Source organism: Corynebacterium fournieri (genome assembly GCF_030408775.1).
In the GTDB taxonomy this organism is placed as follows: Bacteria; Actinomycetota; Actinomycetes; order Mycobacteriales; family Mycobacteriaceae; genus Corynebacterium; species Corynebacterium fournieri.
Genome location: NZ_CP047210.1, coordinates 1,086,345 through 1,102,000, shown reverse-complemented (window position 1 = coordinate 1,102,000; position 15,656 = coordinate 1,086,345). Strand labels below are relative to the sequence as shown.

General features: G+C 63.4%; 16 protein-coding genes. 7 read left to right on the top strand and 9 right to left on the bottom strand.

Translation table 11 applies throughout. The features are described 5' to 3' along the window. Nucleotides 1-23: 23 nt before the first annotated feature. The 4 genes from CFOUR_RS05360 to CFOUR_RS05345 all read left to right on the top strand — a co-directional run bounded on the left by CFOUR_RS05360 (nucleotide 24) and on the right by CFOUR_RS05345 (nucleotide 3,827). Complete coding sequence (locus tag CFOUR_RS05360; RefSeq protein WP_085957899.1) at nucleotides 24-1,169, top strand: histidine kinase; 1,146 nt, start codon at nucleotides 24-26, stop codon at nucleotides 1,167-1,169. Nucleotides 1,170-1,302: 133 nt separating this feature from the next. Beyond that, entirely contained in the window at nucleotides 1,303-1,467 is a 165-nt protein-coding gene (locus CFOUR_RS05355; RefSeq protein WP_179154842.1) for a hypothetical protein, read from the top strand. A gap of 26 nt (nucleotides 1,468-1,493) precedes the next feature. Beyond that, on the top strand, nucleotides 1,494-2,195 hold the full coding sequence (locus CFOUR_RS05350) for a response regulator (RefSeq protein ID WP_085957898.1): 702 nt from the start codon (nucleotides 1,494-1,496) through the stop codon (nucleotides 2,193-2,195). A 171-nt stretch (nucleotides 2,196-2,366) separates the two neighbouring features. Then, nucleotides 2,367-3,827, top strand: coding sequence for a hypothetical protein (locus CFOUR_RS05345; protein ID WP_085957897.1), 1,461 nt, complete (start codon nucleotides 2,367-2,369; stop codon nucleotides 3,825-3,827). Between the two features lie 83 nt (nucleotides 3,828-3,910). On the opposite strand, the gene CFOUR_RS05340 is transcribed toward CFOUR_RS05345, so the two are convergent. The 6 genes from CFOUR_RS05340 to uvrA all read right to left on the bottom strand — a co-directional run bounded on the left by CFOUR_RS05340 (nucleotide 3,911) and on the right by uvrA (nucleotide 8,553). Then, entirely contained in the window at nucleotides 3,911-4,138 is a 228-nt protein-coding gene (locus tag CFOUR_RS05340) for a hypothetical protein (RefSeq protein WP_290180197.1), read from the bottom strand. Nucleotides 4,139-4,217: 79 nt separating this feature from the next. Further along, the gene (gene rplT, locus CFOUR_RS05335) at nucleotides 4,218-4,601 is read right to left on the bottom strand and encodes a 50S ribosomal protein L20 (protein ID WP_085957895.1); all 384 of its coding nucleotides are present in this window, start codon (nucleotides 4,599-4,601) and stop codon (nucleotides 4,218-4,220) included. A 51-nt stretch (nucleotides 4,602-4,652) separates the two neighbouring features. Further along, entirely contained in the window at nucleotides 4,653-4,847 is a 195-nt protein-coding gene (gene rpmI, locus CFOUR_RS05330) for a 50S ribosomal protein L35 (RefSeq protein ID WP_085957894.1), read from the bottom strand. Nucleotides 4,848-4,880: 33 nt separating this feature from the next. Next, nucleotides 4,881-5,429 carry a translation initiation factor IF-3 gene (gene infC, locus CFOUR_RS05325; RefSeq protein ID WP_179154841.1) on the bottom strand — a complete coding sequence of 183 codons (549 nt, stop codon included), beginning with the start codon at nucleotides 5,427-5,429 and terminating at the stop codon, nucleotides 4,881-4,883. Between the two features lie 112 nt (nucleotides 5,430-5,541). Further along, the gene (locus tag CFOUR_RS11390) at nucleotides 5,542-5,628 is read right to left on the bottom strand and encodes a hypothetical protein (RefSeq protein WP_435383891.1); all 87 of its coding nucleotides are present in this window, start codon (nucleotides 5,626-5,628) and stop codon (nucleotides 5,542-5,544) included. A 66-nt stretch (nucleotides 5,629-5,694) separates the two neighbouring features. Further along, entirely contained in the window at nucleotides 5,695-8,553 is a 2,859-nt protein-coding gene (gene uvrA / locus CFOUR_RS05320; protein WP_085957892.1) for an excinuclease ABC subunit UvrA, read from the bottom strand. A gap of 85 nt (nucleotides 8,554-8,638) precedes the next feature. On the opposite strand from uvrA, the gene CFOUR_RS05315 reads away from it, so the two are divergent. The 3 genes from CFOUR_RS05315 (at nucleotide 8,639) to CFOUR_RS05305 (ending at nucleotide 12,581) form a co-directional block, all read left to right on the top strand. Further along, a complete protein-coding gene (locus CFOUR_RS05315; protein ID WP_101706449.1) occupies nucleotides 8,639-9,232 on the top strand; it encodes an MBL fold metallo-hydrolase in 594 nt (197 codons plus the stop codon). 87 nt (nucleotides 9,233-9,319) lie between these two features. Then, nucleotides 9,320-10,360, top strand: coding sequence for a DoxX family membrane protein (locus tag CFOUR_RS05310; protein WP_085957891.1), 1,041 nt, complete (start codon nucleotides 9,320-9,322; stop codon nucleotides 10,358-10,360). A 67-nt stretch (nucleotides 10,361-10,427) separates the two neighbouring features. After that, nucleotides 10,428-12,581 (top strand): HelD family protein, encoded by a 2,154-nt coding sequence (locus tag CFOUR_RS05305; protein ID WP_085957890.1) that lies wholly within the window; start codon nucleotides 10,428-10,430, stop codon nucleotides 12,579-12,581. On the opposite strand, the gene CFOUR_RS05300 is transcribed toward CFOUR_RS05305, so the two are convergent. Genes CFOUR_RS05300 through uvrB form a run of 3 tightly spaced genes read right to left on the bottom strand, consistent with a single transcriptional unit; the run spans nucleotide 12,582 to nucleotide 15,652 of the window. Continuing rightward, nucleotides 12,582-13,028, bottom strand: a complete 447-nt coding sequence (locus CFOUR_RS05300; RefSeq protein WP_085957889.1) for a universal stress protein — start codon at nucleotides 13,026-13,028, stop codon at nucleotides 12,582-12,584. A 52-nt stretch (nucleotides 13,029-13,080) separates the two neighbouring features. Continuing rightward, entirely contained in the window at nucleotides 13,081-13,539 is a 459-nt protein-coding gene (locus CFOUR_RS05295) for a universal stress protein (RefSeq protein WP_085957888.1), read from the bottom strand. Between the two features lie 13 nt (nucleotides 13,540-13,552). After that, entirely contained in the window at nucleotides 13,553-15,652 is a 2,100-nt protein-coding gene (gene uvrB, locus CFOUR_RS05290) for an excinuclease ABC subunit UvrB (protein WP_085957887.1), read from the bottom strand. Nucleotides 15,653-15,656 lie beyond the last annotated feature (4 nt).

Here is a 15,656-nt window from a genome sequence, read left to right as displayed (position 1 = left end):
GGCTGGCGGGCTAGTCTGTTCACGTGCCTACGTTTCCGGAGCTTGTACGCGCTCGCCTGTTGTCGCCGGCGGCGCGTGGTTGGCGCACCGGTTTCGCCGCAGCTGTCGCGCTGTACGCAATCTTGCTTGCTGCACTGCCGGGCCTTCCGCTTGCGATCGAATGGGCCAGGTTCGCTGTTGCGCTCAACGCAGTGTTCCTCATCGCCGCAGCGTTTTTCTCCCCCATCGCGGCGGGCCTCGGGTATGGGTTCTTGCTGCAGCTGTCCGCGTTAGAGACGGAATACAGAAGCGCCATTTTGATCATCGGCATGTTTGCCGTGGCCGCCGTCGTGGGGTTGCGTTTGCCAACTCGGTTGAGTCTGCCGATCGTCTTCTACCTTTGGTACTTGGCGCAGACTGACTTTCCCTCAGGAATCTATTTCCCCATCGCGCTTGGAACGGCAGCCTTTCTCGCGGTTCTTCTTCTTGCTGCTTGGGCAGCAGGATGGATTTTGAGGGCGTTCCTCCTAACCCGCGAACGCCAGGCAGAGCGCCTGAAGGAGGAGCTGGAACGGGAGCGGGACAGAACGGTTAAGGCCCTACACGGATCCGTCGCCGCATCCTTGACCTCCGTTGTTCTGCGCAGCGAGGCGCTAGCGATGGTTGGTGATGAAAAGACCGCCCAAGCCGCCCGCCTCATCGCAGACGATGCGCGACGCTCCATGCAAGAAGTGCGTCAGCTCATCCGCTTTATGCGTTCTGAATCTCCCGAGGAATCGACAGCCAGCGATGCGTTTGCACCGCCGGCATTGAACGTCACACTTCGGACGTTTACAGAATCCTTGCGCAGCCACGGATACTCCGTGACGGAAACCGGCCTCAATGGTGCCGGCCTCCGCGCGATCGCACTCCGCCATGCCCCGAGCGCGTTCCGCGAGATTGAAACCAACGTGATCAAATACGCCGACAAGAACCGCCCCGTCATCGTCGCCGCCGTCGAGGATGACGCTGAAATCGAAATCGTGGTGCAAAACTACGGCACCGGTGAAGACCGAGCCGTTGAGATGAGCACCGGCGTAGGATTGGGAGAGATTTCCTCCCTCCTCCGGGAGGACGGGGCTTCCTTCGATGCTGGCTACCGAGGCGACGCGTTCCGCTATCACCTGACAGTTCCGAAGGAACGAAAGTAGCTTTGCCCGCGTTGCGGCGGCACTTTCGTATCGTCTTTATGAGACACCGCCCGATATAATTGCCCGCAGCCCAGTTGGGCAACCATAATCCGATATAGCGTCTTGCAGCTTTAACATACGAAAGGACAAGCAAATGCGTAAGTTTGCTCGCCTCACCGCCTCCGCCCTGGCCGCAGTCAGCCTGATCACTTCCGCCCCCGCGGTCGCACAGGCTCAGCCGGTTGCAGCTCCCTACGCAGCAGGCGCCATTGGAGACACCTTCGAGTGCGGCGGCCTGCTCGGCCGTCTCTGGTGCTAAACCGATTGCAACATCAATCCGTTGCAATGAGCTCATCTGACCACCCCATCCGGGTTTTCCTCGTCGATGACGATCCCCTTGTCCGCGAGGTGCTGAAAAGTTACCTGGACAGCGCCGAGGGCATCACGGTGGTAGAAACCGCGTCGGATGGGTCCGAAGCTTTAGAGCGCATCCCCGAGGCAGATGTCGATGTCGTGTTGTCCGACGTCTACATGCAGCACATGGGCGGTGCAGAACTATTGCGCAACCTGGCCAAGCGGGGGCCGGTCCCTTCGTTTTTGGCCATCAGTTCGCTGGACAATGACTCCGCGATGCTGGACATCCTCGAGCACGGCGGGCGAGGCTACATTCTAAAAAGCCAGCCCCGCGAGGAAATCATTCTTTCGGTGCGGCAAGCGGTCGCAGGCGGCACCGTCATCTCCCCTGCTGCAATGAACAAGCTGCTGCCCCACCTTTCTGGCCAGCAACAGCAAAGCAACCCAGCCCGCGCTGCCAGGCCCCAGCCCCAGAAGCGGATCGTCGTGCCTGCCGGGCTGTCCGACACTGAGCGCCAGGTGCTGGAGCTGCTTTGCGACGGCTTAAGCAACGCCGACATTGCAAAACGCCTGAGCTACGCGGAATCCACCGTAAAGAAGATGGTGTCAAAGCTGATTTCCGTCTACGGTGTCTCCTCCCGCCTCGACCTGGTGGTAACCGTGCTCAACGGCCGCGGACCCCAGCAGCACTAGTTTTCTTCGACTCTGCGCGAGGCGGAACGAAAGTATGCGATCGGGGAACGAATGTACCGAGACCCCGAATATTCCTTGTCATGTGGCTTCTACACCCCTACCTTGACCCCTGTAAGCAATCGAACCGACTGCTAGCACCGCTGGCGGAAGCTTTACAGGAAAGGACAACGCATGACCCGCAAGACCCGGCGCATCACCACCGCGCTTCTGAGCACCCTGATGGCAGGCGCTGCCATCGTTCCCGCAAACGCAGCCACCCTCGAGGAGTCCGCTCCCGAAACCCCGGCGAACAACGACAAGCTGCCGATCGTTCACACCTACCGCGGCTCCGACCACCTCAAGGCAAACGTGGTCAACCCGCGCCCGGTGTGCAACTCCACCGAGGACTACCGCACCGTGGTGTACAAGGTGAAGGACAACTTCCTGCCGGTGGGCACGATCTCCACGACCAACCTGTCCGACGAGGCCATCCCGCTGCAGCAGGATCTCTCGCGCACCCAGACCATCTCCGCTTCCGTCAACGGTTCCAAGACCGAGACGCTGAACCTGGGCGGCTCCGGCTCCAAGAAGGGCATCGAGGGCAACATCGGCTACTCCCTGGCGAAGAGCCTGGGCTGGGACGTCTCCGCTGAACTGTCCTGGAACGTCGGCCAGACTGTCGGCCCGTACGACGTGCCGGCCGGCAACACCGGCGAGGCCACCTACGGCTTCCGCACCGTGACCATGACCGGCACCCAGCAGCGCTGCCTGCCCAACGGCACCTGGGCTACCCCGACCGCATGGGTCGCCAACATGCCGGTGAAGAACGAGGTGCGCGTAAAGAACTTCGACTCCCCGGCCGACTCCTGGGCGCCGAACAAGGACGCGCAGACCACCGAGGTCAAGGACGAGCCGAACGCGGAGTACGACAAGGACGTCGACACCCTGAACAAGGGCGACAACATCGACGATGTGGAAAAGGTCGACGACAACACCACCGCCGACATCAGCAACAAGGATGTCAACCTCGCCGCCGAGAACGAGAAGAAGGCGAAGGAGGAGTCCGAAAAGGCTGACGAAAACACCACCGACAAGACCGAGGGCGCTATCGAGGTCGACGCTGTCTCCGACAAGAAGGAAGCGGCTGTCGACGACGAGGCCACCGAGAACGCAGAGCACGACCTCGACCTGGAGCCGTACTTCACTGTCTCTTCCGCGAAGGCAGAGGGCTTTGCAGGTTCCACCGCACTGCGCGTGCGCAACGTCGGTTCCGAGCGTTACTGGGGCGAGTTCCCGGCAGTGACCTTCCGTGTTGCGGTCCACACCGAGGATGGCCCGGAGGACGTTGACCGCCTGATCACCACCACCACCCGTAAGGGCGCCTACGCGCGCGACCTTGGCTGGAACGACGAGGAGCAGGCACGCATCTTCGAGGTGACCCTGTCCAACCCGATCAACGCTGGCGAGGAGGCGGACCTGGTCTCCTTCTCCTTCGGTGACGGCGACACCAAGGAAGGCCGTCTGACCAACTACATCACGGTCACCCAGACCGGCCGTCTCGACGGCGATGACTCCGAGTACAACGACCAGGACGTCGATTCCCGCGACGTCACTGTCGACGACTTCGGCCGCGAGCACAACGGCATCTTCTAGTCACAAACGGCTGGGATACCGAATACTCCCGCCCTTCCCCGCTGTGGGGAAAGGCGGGAGTTTTCGTCGTCAAGCAGAAGTGCCTACGCGGCCTTCGCAGCGCCTGGGTCCTCCGGCAGAGCGTTCTTGGCAGGGTCGGCGAGGATCTTGCGTTCCCCTCTGAGGAAGACCGTCTGACCAACTACATCACGGTCACCCAGACCGGCCGCCTCGACGGCGACGGCTCCGAGTACAACGACCAGGACGTCGACTCCCGCGACGTTACTGCCGACGACTGCGGCCGCGAGCACAACGGCATCTTCTAGCCACAAACAGGCAGAGACACCGAAAAAGCTCCCGCCCTTCCCGATTCGGGGAAGGGCGGGAGCTTTCGTCGTCAAGCGAAAGTGCTTACGCGACCTTCGGAGCGTTGACGTCCTCCGGCAGAGCGTTCTTGGCAATCTCGCAGATCGCGGAGAACGCAGCGAAGTCGTTGACGGCAAGGTCAGCGAGGATCTTGCGGTCAACCTCGACCTCGGCCAGCTTCAGGCCGTGGATGAGGCGGTTGTAGGTGATGTCGTTCATGCGGGCAGCGGCGTTGATGCGTTGGATCCACAGCTTACGGAACTCACCCTTGCGCTTGCGGCGGTCGCGGTACGCGTAGGTCTGGGAGTGGAGCCACTGCTCCTTCGCCTTGCGGTACAGGCGGGAGCGCTGGCCACGGTAGCCCTTCGCGGACTTGAGAATAGCGCGGCGCTTCTTCTTAGCATTGACTGAACGCTTCACACGTGCCATGAGTCAAACTTCCTTTTCTTATCTCGTGTCGGTTGATTGATCGGGCAGTGCTTAGGACATGCCGAGGAGGCGCTTAGCGCGCTTGACGTCGGACTTGGCAACGTCGGTGGAGCCGGACAGCTTGCGGCGGCGCTTCGACGAGAGCTTCTCGTTCAGGTGGCGCTTACCAGCCTGCTCGCGGCGCAGCTTGCCCTTGCCATTGACCTTGATGCGCTTTGCGGTGCCCTTGTGGGTCTTCTGCTTCATGGTGAAAGCCCTTCAGAGTGTCGATTGTTGGAACTACTTTTTGCCCTTGCGAGCCGGTCCGAAGACCATCGTCATGTTTCGGCCGTCCTGCTTCGGACGGGACTCGACAACGCCGAGCTCCCCGATGTCCTCGGCGAGACGCTCAAGCAGGCGGTAGCCCAGCTCGGGGCGAGACTGCTCGCGGCCGCGGAACATGATGGTGACCTTGACCTTGTTGCCCTTCTCCAGGAAGCGCTCAACATTGCCCTTCTTGGTCTGGTAGTCGTGCTCATCAATCTTCGGGCGGAACTTCTGTTCCTTGACCACGGTCTGCTGCTGGTTCTTTCGGGCCTCGCGGGCCTTCTGATCCTGCTCGTACTTGAACTTGCCGTAGTCCATGATCTTGGCCACGGGCGGCTTGGCCTTCGGGGCTACCTCAACCAGGTCGAGGTCCGCCTCGTACGCCAGCTTGCGGGCGTCGTCCGTGCGGACGATGCCCACCTGCTCGCCGGACGGGCCGACGAGGCGAACTTCAGGGACGCGGATTCGTTCATTGATCCGAGCTTCAGCGCTGATGAGAACTCCTAGAGACTTAAGAAACAATGTGTGCCGCACTCGGCCGCATTCGGTCTCATCCCACACGAAAAACCCGCTCACCCTGACAGGTGGCGGGAGATCGTCCAAAGCAAGCCAAGCAGCAAGTAACTGCCTCGGCTCACCGTTTGACCCGTATCCAACTCACTTGCGCGAGCGGCTTGGGGTGGGATTCACTCCTCTTGCGGCCCCCGCACCCGCATGACACGGGCGCGCTGGGCGGTGTGAAACGAACTGTACACGCATGTGCCTGCACAAACCAAATCGGCGCGCCTTAGTTCTTCTCCAAAATGTCCGCGATGAACTGGCCGGTGTACGAGCCTTGCACCTTGGCGACGTCCTCCGGCGTGCCCTGCGCCACCACCGTGCCGCCGCCGGAGCCACCCTCCGGGCCCATGTCGATGATCCAGTCGGCGGATTTGATCACGTCGAGGTTGTGCTCGATCACCAGCACCGTGTTGCCCTTGTCCACCAGCCCGTTGAGCACCAGCATGAGCTTGCGGATGTCCTCGAAGTGCAGGCCGGTGGTCGGCTCGTCCAGGATGTAGATGGTGCGGCCGTTGGAGCGCTTCTGCAGCTCGGAAGCGAGCTTGACGCGCTGCGCTTCGCCGCCGGACAGGGTGGTCGCGCTTTGTCCGAGGCGGACGTAACCCAGGCCGACGTCGACAAGCGTCTGCAGGTAGCGGTGGATCGAGGTGATGGGCTCGAAGAACTCAGCGGCTTCGGAGATGGGCATCTCCAGCACCTCGGCAATGTTCTTGCCCTTGTAGCGGACCTCAAGCGTTTCCCGGTTGTAACGGGCGCCGTGGCACACCTCGCAGGGCACGTACACGTCGGGCAGGAAGTTCATCTCGATTTTGATGGTGCCGTCGCCGTGGCACGCCTCGCAGCGCCCGCCCTTGACGTTGAAGGAGAAGCGCCCGGCCTTGTAGCCGCGCACCTTCGCTTCTTGGGTCTCCGCGAACAGGTTGCGGATTTTGTCGAACACGCCCGTGTACGTCGCCGGGTTCGAGCGCGGGGTGCGCCCGATTGGGCTCTGGTCCACCTGCACGAGTTTGTCTAGGTGGTCGAGCCCCTCCACCTTCTTCACCCGTCCGGGCACCTGGCGTGCGCCGTTGAGCTGGTTCTGCAGCGTCTTGGCCAAAATCTGGTTCACCAGGGTGGATTTGCCGGAGCCGGACACGCCGGTGACTGCCACCAGCACGCCCAGCGGGACGTCCACGCTGACGTTGTCCAGGTTGTTCTCGCGCGCGCCGACGACGGTGAGCTGGCGCTTTTTGTCTACTTCCCGACGGTGCTGCGGCACCTCAATGACCTTCCGGCCTGACAGGTAGTCACCGGTCAGCGACCCCTTGGCCTTCAAGATCCCCTCGGGCTTGCCCTGGTAGACCACTTCCCCGCCGTACTCGCCGGCGCGCGGCCCGATGTCGATGAGCCAGTCCGCTTCGCGGATGGTGTCCTCGTCGTGCTCCACCACCACGAGCGTGTTGCCCAAATCGCGCAGCTTCTTCAGGGTGGTGATCAAGCGCTGGTTGTCGCGCTGGTGCAGGCCGATGGAGGGCTCGTCCAGCACGTAGAGCACGCCGGCCAGGCCGGAGCCGATCTGGGTGGCCAAGCGGATGCGCTGCGCCTCGCCGCCGGACAAGGTGCCGGCGGAGCGGGCCAGGGTGAGGTAGTTCAGCCCGACGTCCAGCAGGAAGTGCAGGCGAGCCTGGATTTCGCGCAGCACTGCACCCGCGATCATCTCTTCGCGGTATCCCAGCACGAGGTTGTCCAGGTACTCGGAGGCGTCCTCAATGGAAAGCTCCGTCAACCCCGCGATGGATTTTTCCCCGTGCGTGGTCGAGGCCAGGCGCACAGCCAGAATTTCCGGCTTCAGGCGGGCACCATTACACGTTGGGCACGGCACCTCGCGGGTGTAGGCCAACAGGCGTTCCTTTTGGGTGTCGGATTCCGTCTGCTCCAACTTGCGTTCCAAGTAGCCCACGATGCCCTCGTAGGCCGCGGTGTAGGAACGCTGCCGGCCGTAGCGGTTTTTGTACTTGACGTTGACCTTGGTCGCCGATCCGTGGATGAGGTGCTTCTGCTGCGTCTTGGTCAGCGAGCTCAGCGGCGCGTTTGCGTCGAAGCCTTCTTCTTTGGCCAGCGCCTCAACGAGTTTGGCAAAGTACTTCTTGTTCGGGCTGGAGTTCCACGGTTGAAAGGCGTCCACTGCCGGGGCGTCCGGATCCGGGATGACCAGGTCCACGTCGATTTCTTTGCGCACGCCCAGGCCGTCGCAGGCTGGGCAGGCTCCGAAGGGCGAGTTGAAGGAAAAGGCGCGAGGTTCGTACTCCTCCACGTTGAGCTTGTGGCCGTTCGGGCACGCCATCTTTTCGGAGAAGATCTGCACCCGCTCCGGGTCGTCCGCGTCCAGCTCCACAAAGTCGAAGCCGACCAAGCCGTCGGCAAGCTTGAGCGCGGTTTCAACCGAATCCGTCAGACGCTGCTTCTGGCTGGCCTTGACGGTCAGGCGGTCAACCACCACGTCGATGTTGTGCTTGATCTGCTTTTCCAGCTTGGGCGGCTCGGACAGCTGGTAGGTCTCCCCGTCCACGTTCACGCGCGAGTAGCCCTGGGAGGCAAGGTCGGCGAAGAGGTCCTGGAACTCTCCTTTTCGCTTGCGCACGATCGGCGCGAGCACCTGGAACTTGGTGCGCTCTTCCAGCTCGAGCACGCGGTCGACGATCTGCTGCGGCGTCTGGCGTTCAATCACGGCGTCGCACACCGGGCAGTGCGGAGTGCCCGCGCGCGAGAACAGGAGACGCAGGTAGTCGTAGATCTCGGTGATCGTGCCCACGGTGGAGCGGGGGTTGCGGTTAGTGGACTTCTGGTCGATGGACACCGCGGGGCTGAGCCCGTCGATGTAGTCCACGTCTGGCTTGTCCATTTGCCCCAGGAACATGCGCGCGTAGGAGGACAGCGACTCCACGTAGCGGCGCTGCCCCTCCGCGAAAATCGTGTCGAATGCGAGCGAGGACTTGCCGGAGCCGGACAGCCCGGTAAACACCGCCATCTTGTCGCGGGGCAGTTCGATGTCCACGCCCTTGAGGTTGTGCTCGCGCGCGCCGCGCACAGTCAGCTTTTCGGCCACGTCACTCTCGCTTTCGTTCGTTGGTACTCCCAAGACGCTACCAACGCCGCCGACAGCTGAAACATTCCTGACTAACGTGGACCTCATGCTTGAATTGCGCCGCATCTCCGTTTCCGACATGGACAACAACTGTTACCTGCTGTGCGATCAGGGGCAGGGGCTGCTTATCGACGCAGCTTCGCACGCCCCCGACCTGCTCTCGCTCTCCGACGACGCAGGTGTGAAAATCACGGCGGTGGTGACCACCCACCGCCACCACGACCACACCCGCGCCCTCGTGGAGGTACTCGAGGCCACTGGCGCGAAGCACTACGCCCCCTTCTTGGACGCGCCTGCTCTTCCGGCGCCCGCCGATGTGGAGTTGCGCGACGGCGACACCATCGAGTTCGTCGGCCACCGCCTGCCGGTGACCATCCTGCGCGGCCACACCCCGGGCGGGGCTTGCGTCACGGCAGAGCTCGACGGCACGCCAAACCTTTTCGTGGGTGACTCGTTGTTTCCCGGCGGGTTGGGCAAGACCCAATCCGAAGGCGACTTCGTGCGGTTGTTCAACGACGTCAAGGAGAAGATCTTCGACGTCTACCCTGACGAGGCGGTTGTCTGGCCCGGCCACGGCGCTCCCACCACGCTCGGGCAGGAGCGTCCGCACCTGGGCGACTGGTGGGATCGGCGCTGGTAAATCAGAACCGTGCTACCGGGCAGGTGCAAAATCGCTACACTCGGCAGGAGCACATTCAGCTACAAAAAGTAAGGATTGGGTAAGAGTATGATCCGGAAAATCGCACGCCCGATGCTCGCTTCGGTCTACGTGATCGACGGTGTCGAGACCCTGCTGAACCCGGCTGGCCACAAGGACAGCTCGGACAGCGTTCTGAAGAAGTTGCGCGCGGTCACCCCGCGCGAATACCGCGGCTTTTTGCCGAAGAGCCCGGAGACCGCCGCTCAGATTGTCGGCGCCACCAAGGCCGGTGCTGGCGCATCCTTCGCCATCGGCAAGTTCCCGCGCCTGTCCGCTGCCCTGCTCGCGGCGACCGCGCTGCCGACCATCGCTGGCCGCCACGCTTTCTGGGAGGCCGAGGACGATGACGAGAAGGCTCGCCGCCGCACCGGCGCGCTGACGGACCTCGGCCTGGCCGGCGGCGTGCTGCTGGCCACGGTTGACACCGCCGGCAAGCCGGACATGAAGTGGCGCGCCCAGCACGCGGCACAGACTGCGCAGAAGAACGTCAAGCAGGCGCTGCCGACCAAGTCCGAGACCGAGAAGGCCTGGAACAAGGCGTCTGACTGGTTCTCCGACACCACCGACCAGGTCACCGACTACGTTGACGACAACAAGGGCGACTGGAAGAAGAAGGCCTCCAAGGCGGGCGACGCTGCCAACGACTGGTTGGGCGACGCCAAGAAGCAGGCTTCCCACTTCCTGTCCGACGCGGGTGACTGGCTGGACGACGCAGCTGAAAAGGCCTCCGAGAAGGCCGAGGACACCTACGACGACCTGAAGCCGTCCAAGATCCAGCAGTTCAAGGCCAAGCGCAAGGTCAACGGCGTCGTCGGCGACCTGCAGGGCCAGCTGGATGATCTTCAGCCGTCCGCGCTGGATAAGTTCAAGGCGAAGCGCAAGGTGAACAAGGCTTCCGCCAAGGCTCAGGGCAAGGCCCAGGACGCGATCGACTCCCTGCAGGATGCATGGGACAAGCTCGACGCCAACCCGTCCTGGATTACCAAGCTGAAGTGGAAGCGCAAGGCCAAGAAGGCTGAGAAGAAGGCGCAGAAGCTGGTGAAGAAGGCGCAGAAGAAGTTTAAGTAAGCGCTGACTTTTGAAGGCGGCCCCGAGGCTGGGAATATTCCCGGCCGCGGGGCCGTTTGGTGTTGGGATGCAGGAAACAGAGCAAACATACGTAGATCAGCTTTTCGCGCACCTCGATGCGGAGGTTGCGCGCGCTCAGGCTCGCTTGGACGAGGTGCAGCGCGACGTTGATCCGGATAACCCCGATTCGGACGCGCTGGTGCGCCGCGAAACGGAGTACCACGGCCTGAACGCGAAGCTCGACGCGCTCAATGTCGCGGAAACCGGTTTGGTCTTCGGCCGGATCGACGTCGCCGACGACGACCCGGAAAACGCGGTGCCGGGACGGCCGGACTTGGAGCGTCGCTACATCGGGCGCATGGGCATGGACGACCGCTCGGACAATTACCGCACGCTTTTACTGGACTGGCGCGCTCCCCTGGCGCGTCCGTTTTACCTTGCCACTACGGCGCACCCGGAAGGAGTAGAAACGCGGCGCAACATTCGCATGCGCGGCCGCACGGTCACTGCGGTCGACGACGAGGTGCTCTCCGGCGACGGCGCGGAGACTTCCACTGCGGGTGTGGGTTCTGAGGCTGCGCTGCGGCGCGCGATGAATGAGGCCCGCACGGGGCACATGCGATCCATCGTGGAGACGATCCAGCGCGAGCAAGACGAGATCATTCGCGACTCCACACGCGGCGTCATGGTGGTCCAGAGCGGGCCAGGCACCGGCAAGACCGCAGTGGCGCTGCACCGCATCGCTTACCTTTTGTACACCTGGCGCGAGCAGCTCACCCGCACCGGCGTGCTTGTGGTTGGGCCGAACGCGACGTTTTTGGAGTACATCTCCCGCGTGCTGCCGGAGCTCGGCGAGACGGGTGTGGTGCTCAGCACCATCGAGCAGCTCGTGCCGGGCTTCGCTCCGACGGGCGAGGACACCATCGCCGCACGCGAGGTGAAGGGATCCGCCGAGATGGTGACCATACTGAAACGGGCCGTCCAGGCGTACGAGACGCTGCCTGAGGCGCCGGTGCGCCTGACGTTCGACGCTGTTCCTGTGGAGGCCACCCCGCAGATGATCAAGGCTGCGCGCACGCGGGCGCGCCGCTCCCGCCGGCCGCACAACCAGGCCCGGGCGCACTTTGCGGAGCACCTCACACAGCTGCTCGCCGAGGCGCTCGCACGCCGCATCGGTGAAGACCCGTTGGGCGGGGCGAACCTGCTCTCCGACGCGGACGTTGACCAGCTTCACGACGACCTCGCGGACGACCCGCAAGTGGTCAAACTCATCGACACGCATTTCCCCGAGCTCGACCCGGTGGAGGTGCTGGACGCGCTGCTGACGGACCGCGACGCCATCGCCGACGTGGCCCGCGACTACGACGACTACACCCGCGCCGCGCTCTACCGCGAACCCGGCTCGCCGTTCACCAGCGCGGATACCGCGCTCGTCGATGAGCTGGCCGTGCTCGTCGGCACTGTCGACACAGAGGAACAGCGCCGGAAGGAAGAGCAGGAGTGGCGCGAGCTCGTCGCCGAGGCTGAAGGGGCGCTCGACGTCCTGGCATCGTCCGAATCCACCGACAACGACGACGACCAGTTTGAGGCCGAGATCCTTTCCGCCGCCGACGTGATCGACGCGGAAACGCTGGCCAGCCGCCAGCGGGAAACGGACACCCGCTCGACCGCCCAGCGCGCACGATCAGACCAGACATGGGCCTACGGGCACGTGATCGTGGACGAGGCACAGGAGCTCTCACCGATGGAGTGGCGCATGGTGTTCCGCCGCTGTCCCTCGCGCTGGATGACGCTGGTGGGCGATACCGCCCAAACCTCCTCCCCCGCCGGCGTGGACGATTGGACCGGTGCCCTCGAGCCGTTTGTGGGCGAGCGCTTCCGCCTCCACGAACTCACCGTGAACTACCGCACTCCGAAGGAGATCGCGGACTACGCCGCGGAGATCCTCGCGGAGATCGACCCGGACGCCACAGTCCCGGAGGCCATCCGTGAATCGGGTGTGCCGGTGGAGTTTGTGGACGGACCGGAGGACGTCGTCAAGTGGGACGGCTTGACCGCGGTGATCGACGCGGACAACGTCGGCGAGATGAAGGGCCTCGAGTTCGACAACGTGGTTGTGGTCAGCCCCGGCAAAATTAAAGAGGCCTCGCCACAGGGGTGGCAAGACCTCTACGTTGCCGTCACCCGCGCCACGCAGACGCTGACGGTGGTCGGCGACTAATTAGCTCACGGTGTGGACGATCATGACGTCGCAGTCGGACTGACGCGCGACGTCCGCCGGCACGGAGCCCAGCAGGCGGCCGGTCAGGGAGTTGATGCCGCGGTTGCCCACGACGAGCAGGTCGGCCTTGTTGTCGTTGACGATCGCCATCAGTGCCTGCACCGGGGTGCCCGGGCGGGTTGCGGTCTGCACATCCGGAGCGCCAGCGGCACGTGCGTGATCCGCAGCGCCTTCGAGGTTCTCCAGCGCCTTCTGGTCGCCCAGGATGGTCACGGAGTCCTGGCGCAGGGTCTTCGCGGCCTCCTCCTCGTTCTCGTAGTAGGCAGTACCAATGACGAGGGTGGAGCCGAACGCGGCCGCCAGCTTCGCGGCGCGCTCAACAGCCAGCAGCGAGGACTTGGAGCCGTCGGAGCCGACGACGATGGTCTTGTACGGAGTATCCGCCATGATGATCACCTTTCAAAGCGTTTGGGGCAAAGTTAGTGTACCCCCGGGTATTTTAGTCGTGCCCCTCTGCCCGGGTATCCACCAGCATCACGTCCACCGGAGCCTTCTTGGCCACGTTGCCGGGGATGTTGCCGAAGATGCGGCCGGCCATCGAGCGCATGCCCTTGTTGCCCACGACAAGCAGGTCCACGCCGTACTCTGTGACGGCCTCGACCAGCACGTTCGCAGGCTGGCCGCCCTTGGACACCAAGTTGACCTTGCTTGCCTGCTCCTCCTTGGCAATCTCGTCGGCCTTGCGCAGAATCTCGCGCGCATTGGTCGCGGTGACGATGTCCACGCGGGACAGCTCGGCGTTGGTGGAGTTCAGCATCGACCCGGACGCGGTGTAGTGCGCACAGATAATCGTCAGCTCGGCGCCGTAGACGCGGGCCAAGCTAGCAGCGGCGCGCACAGCGACCATGGAGGTAGCGGAGCCGTCGGTGCCGACAGCGATCGACTTGTAGGTGTGCAAGGCAGGTTCCTTTCTAATTCCCTGTGTCTTTAATACCACGCAGCTCGCGCTTCAGATCAGCAATCTCGTCTCTGAGTCGCCCGGCCAGCTCAAATTTGAGCTCTCCAGCGGCTTCGCGCATTTGGACCGTCAGGTCGTCGATAAGCTTTTGCACCTCGTCGGAGGCCATGTTGGACACGTCGGGCCGCTGCGCGACCGCAGTGTCGGAGCTGAGACTCGTCTGCGCGTCGGCGTCAGCGTCCTCGTAGACCTGGTCCAAGATATCGGCGATGGCCTTGCGCAGCGGCTGCGGGTCGATGCCGTGCTCCTCGTTGTACGCGATCTGCTTCTCGCGGCGGCGCTCGGTCTCATCGATGGCCTCCTGCATGGACTCGGTGACCTGGTCGGCGTACATGATGACCTCGCCGGAGACGTTTCGCGCCGCGCGGCCGATGGTCTGGATGAGCGACTTTGTGGAGCGCAAAAAGCCCTCTTTGTCCGCGTCCAAGATGGCCACCAAAGAGACCTCGGGCAGGTCGAGGCCCTCGCGCAGCAGGTTGATGCCCACCAGCACGTCGTACTCGCCCAGGCGCAGCTGGCGCAACAACTCCACGCGCTGCAGGGTGTCAATGTCGGAGTGCAGGTAGCGCACCTTAATGCCGTTATCGAGCAGGTAGTCCGTCAAGTCCTCCGCCATGCGCTTGGTCAGCGTGGTCACCAGCACACGCTCGTCCTTGGCGGTGCGGGTACGGATCTCGTCGATCAGGTCATCGATCTGGCCCTTCGTCGGCTTGACGGTCACCTTCGGGTCCACCAGGCCAGTCGGGCGGATCACCTGCTCCACAAACTCGCCTTGCGCAGCCTCCAGCTCGTAGTCGCCGGGGGTGGCGGACATGTACACGCTCTGCCCCACGCGCGACTCGAACTCGTCGAAAGTCAGCGGGCGGTTGTCCACGGCCGAGGGGAGGCGGAATCCGAACTCCACAAGGTTGCGTTTGCGGGACATGTCGCCTTCGAACATGCCGCCGATCTGCGGCACGGTGACGTGGGACTCGTCAATGATGGTGAGGAAGTCTTCCGGGAAGTAGTCGATCAGCGTCGCCGGCGCCGAACCGGCCGGGCGCCCGTCCATGTGGCGCGAGTAGTTCTCGATGCCGGAGCAGAAGCCGACCTGCTGGATCATCTCCAGGTCGTATTCGGTGCGCATGCGCAGCCGCTGCGCCTCGAGCAGCTTGCCCTTGCTCTCCAGCTCCTCCAAGCGGTCCGCGAGCTCTTCCTTGATGGCCTCGATCGCCTTTTCCATGCGCTCGTCCGTGGCCACGTAGTGGGTCGCCGGGAAGATCCGGACCTCGTCTTCCTGGCTGATCACGTCACCGGTCAGCGGGTGGATGTAGTACAGCGAATCCACCTCGTCGCCGAAAAACTCCACGCGCACAGCGACCTCTTCGTAGGCGGGGATGATATCTACGGTGTCGCCCTTGACGCGGAACGTGCCGCGCTTGAAGTCGATGTCGTTGCGCTCGTACTGCACATCCACCAGCAGGCGCAGAAAGCGGTCGCGCTCCACCTCCTCACCGGTGCGCAAGACGATGGAGCGGTCCAGGTAGGACTGCGGCGTGCCCAAACCGTAGATGCAGGACACCGAGGAGACCACCACGACGTCGCGGCGGCTCAAAAGCGCGGACGTGGCGGAGTGGCGCAGGCGCTCCACGTCGTCGTTGATGGACGAGTCCTTCTCAATGTAGGTGTCCGTCTGCGCGATGTAGGCCTCCGGTTGGTAGTAGTCGTAATACGACACGAAGTACTCCACCGCGTTGTTGGGCAGCAGCTGGCGCAGCTCGTTGGCCAACTGCGCGGCCAGCGTCTTGTTCGGCGCCATGACCAGCGTGGGGCGCTGCTGCTTTTCAATCAGCCACGCCGCGGTGGCGGACTTGCCGGTGCCGGTCGCGCCCATGAGGACCACGTCGCGCTCGCCGCGGTTGAGCCGCTCGTCCAGCTCGGCGATCGCGTGAGGCTGGTCGCCGGACGGGTTGTACTCGGAGACGACCTCGAAAGGCTTCTCGCGCCGCTCGATCTCGCCGACTGGGCGGAATTCGGATTGGGCGAGGACTGGGTGTTCAGCAGCAAAAGCCATGCGT

What these genes read in the sequence shown, in the direction of transcription:
- rplT (WP_085957895.1), bottom strand. Translation starts at nt 4,601, where the DNA reads ATGGCACGTGTGAAGCGTTCAGTCAATGCTAAGAAGAAGCGCCGCGCT.
- CFOUR_RS05305 (WP_085957890.1), top strand. Translation starts at nt 10,428, where the DNA reads ATGCAGGAAACAGAGCAAACATACGTAGATCAGCTTTTCGCGCACCTC.
- CFOUR_RS05355 (WP_179154842.1), top strand. Translation starts at nt 1,303, where the DNA reads ATGCGTAAGTTTGCTCGCCTCACCGCCTCCGCCCTGGCCGCAGTCAGC.
- CFOUR_RS05345 (WP_085957897.1), top strand. Translation starts at nt 2,367, where the DNA reads ATGACCCGCAAGACCCGGCGCATCACCACCGCGCTTCTGAGCACCCTG.
- uvrB (WP_085957887.1), bottom strand. Translation starts at nt 15,652, where the DNA reads ATGGCTTTTGCTGCTGAACACCCAGTCCTCGCCCAATCCGAATTCCGC.
- CFOUR_RS05310 (WP_085957891.1), top strand. Translation starts at nt 9,320, where the DNA reads ATGATCCGGAAAATCGCACGCCCGATGCTCGCTTCGGTCTACGTGATC.
- CFOUR_RS05300 (WP_085957889.1), bottom strand. Translation starts at nt 13,028, where the DNA reads ATGGCGGATACTCCGTACAAGACCATCGTCGTCGGCTCCGACGGCTCC.
- CFOUR_RS05315 (WP_101706449.1), top strand. Translation starts at nt 8,639, where the DNA reads ATGCTTGAATTGCGCCGCATCTCCGTTTCCGACATGGACAACAACTGT.
- CFOUR_RS05350 (WP_085957898.1), top strand. Translation starts at nt 1,494, where the DNA reads ATGAGCTCATCTGACCACCCCATCCGGGTTTTCCTCGTCGATGACGAT.
- rpmI (WP_085957894.1), bottom strand. Translation starts at nt 4,847, where the DNA reads ATGAAGCAGAAGACCCACAAGGGCACCGCAAAGCGCATCAAGGTCAAT.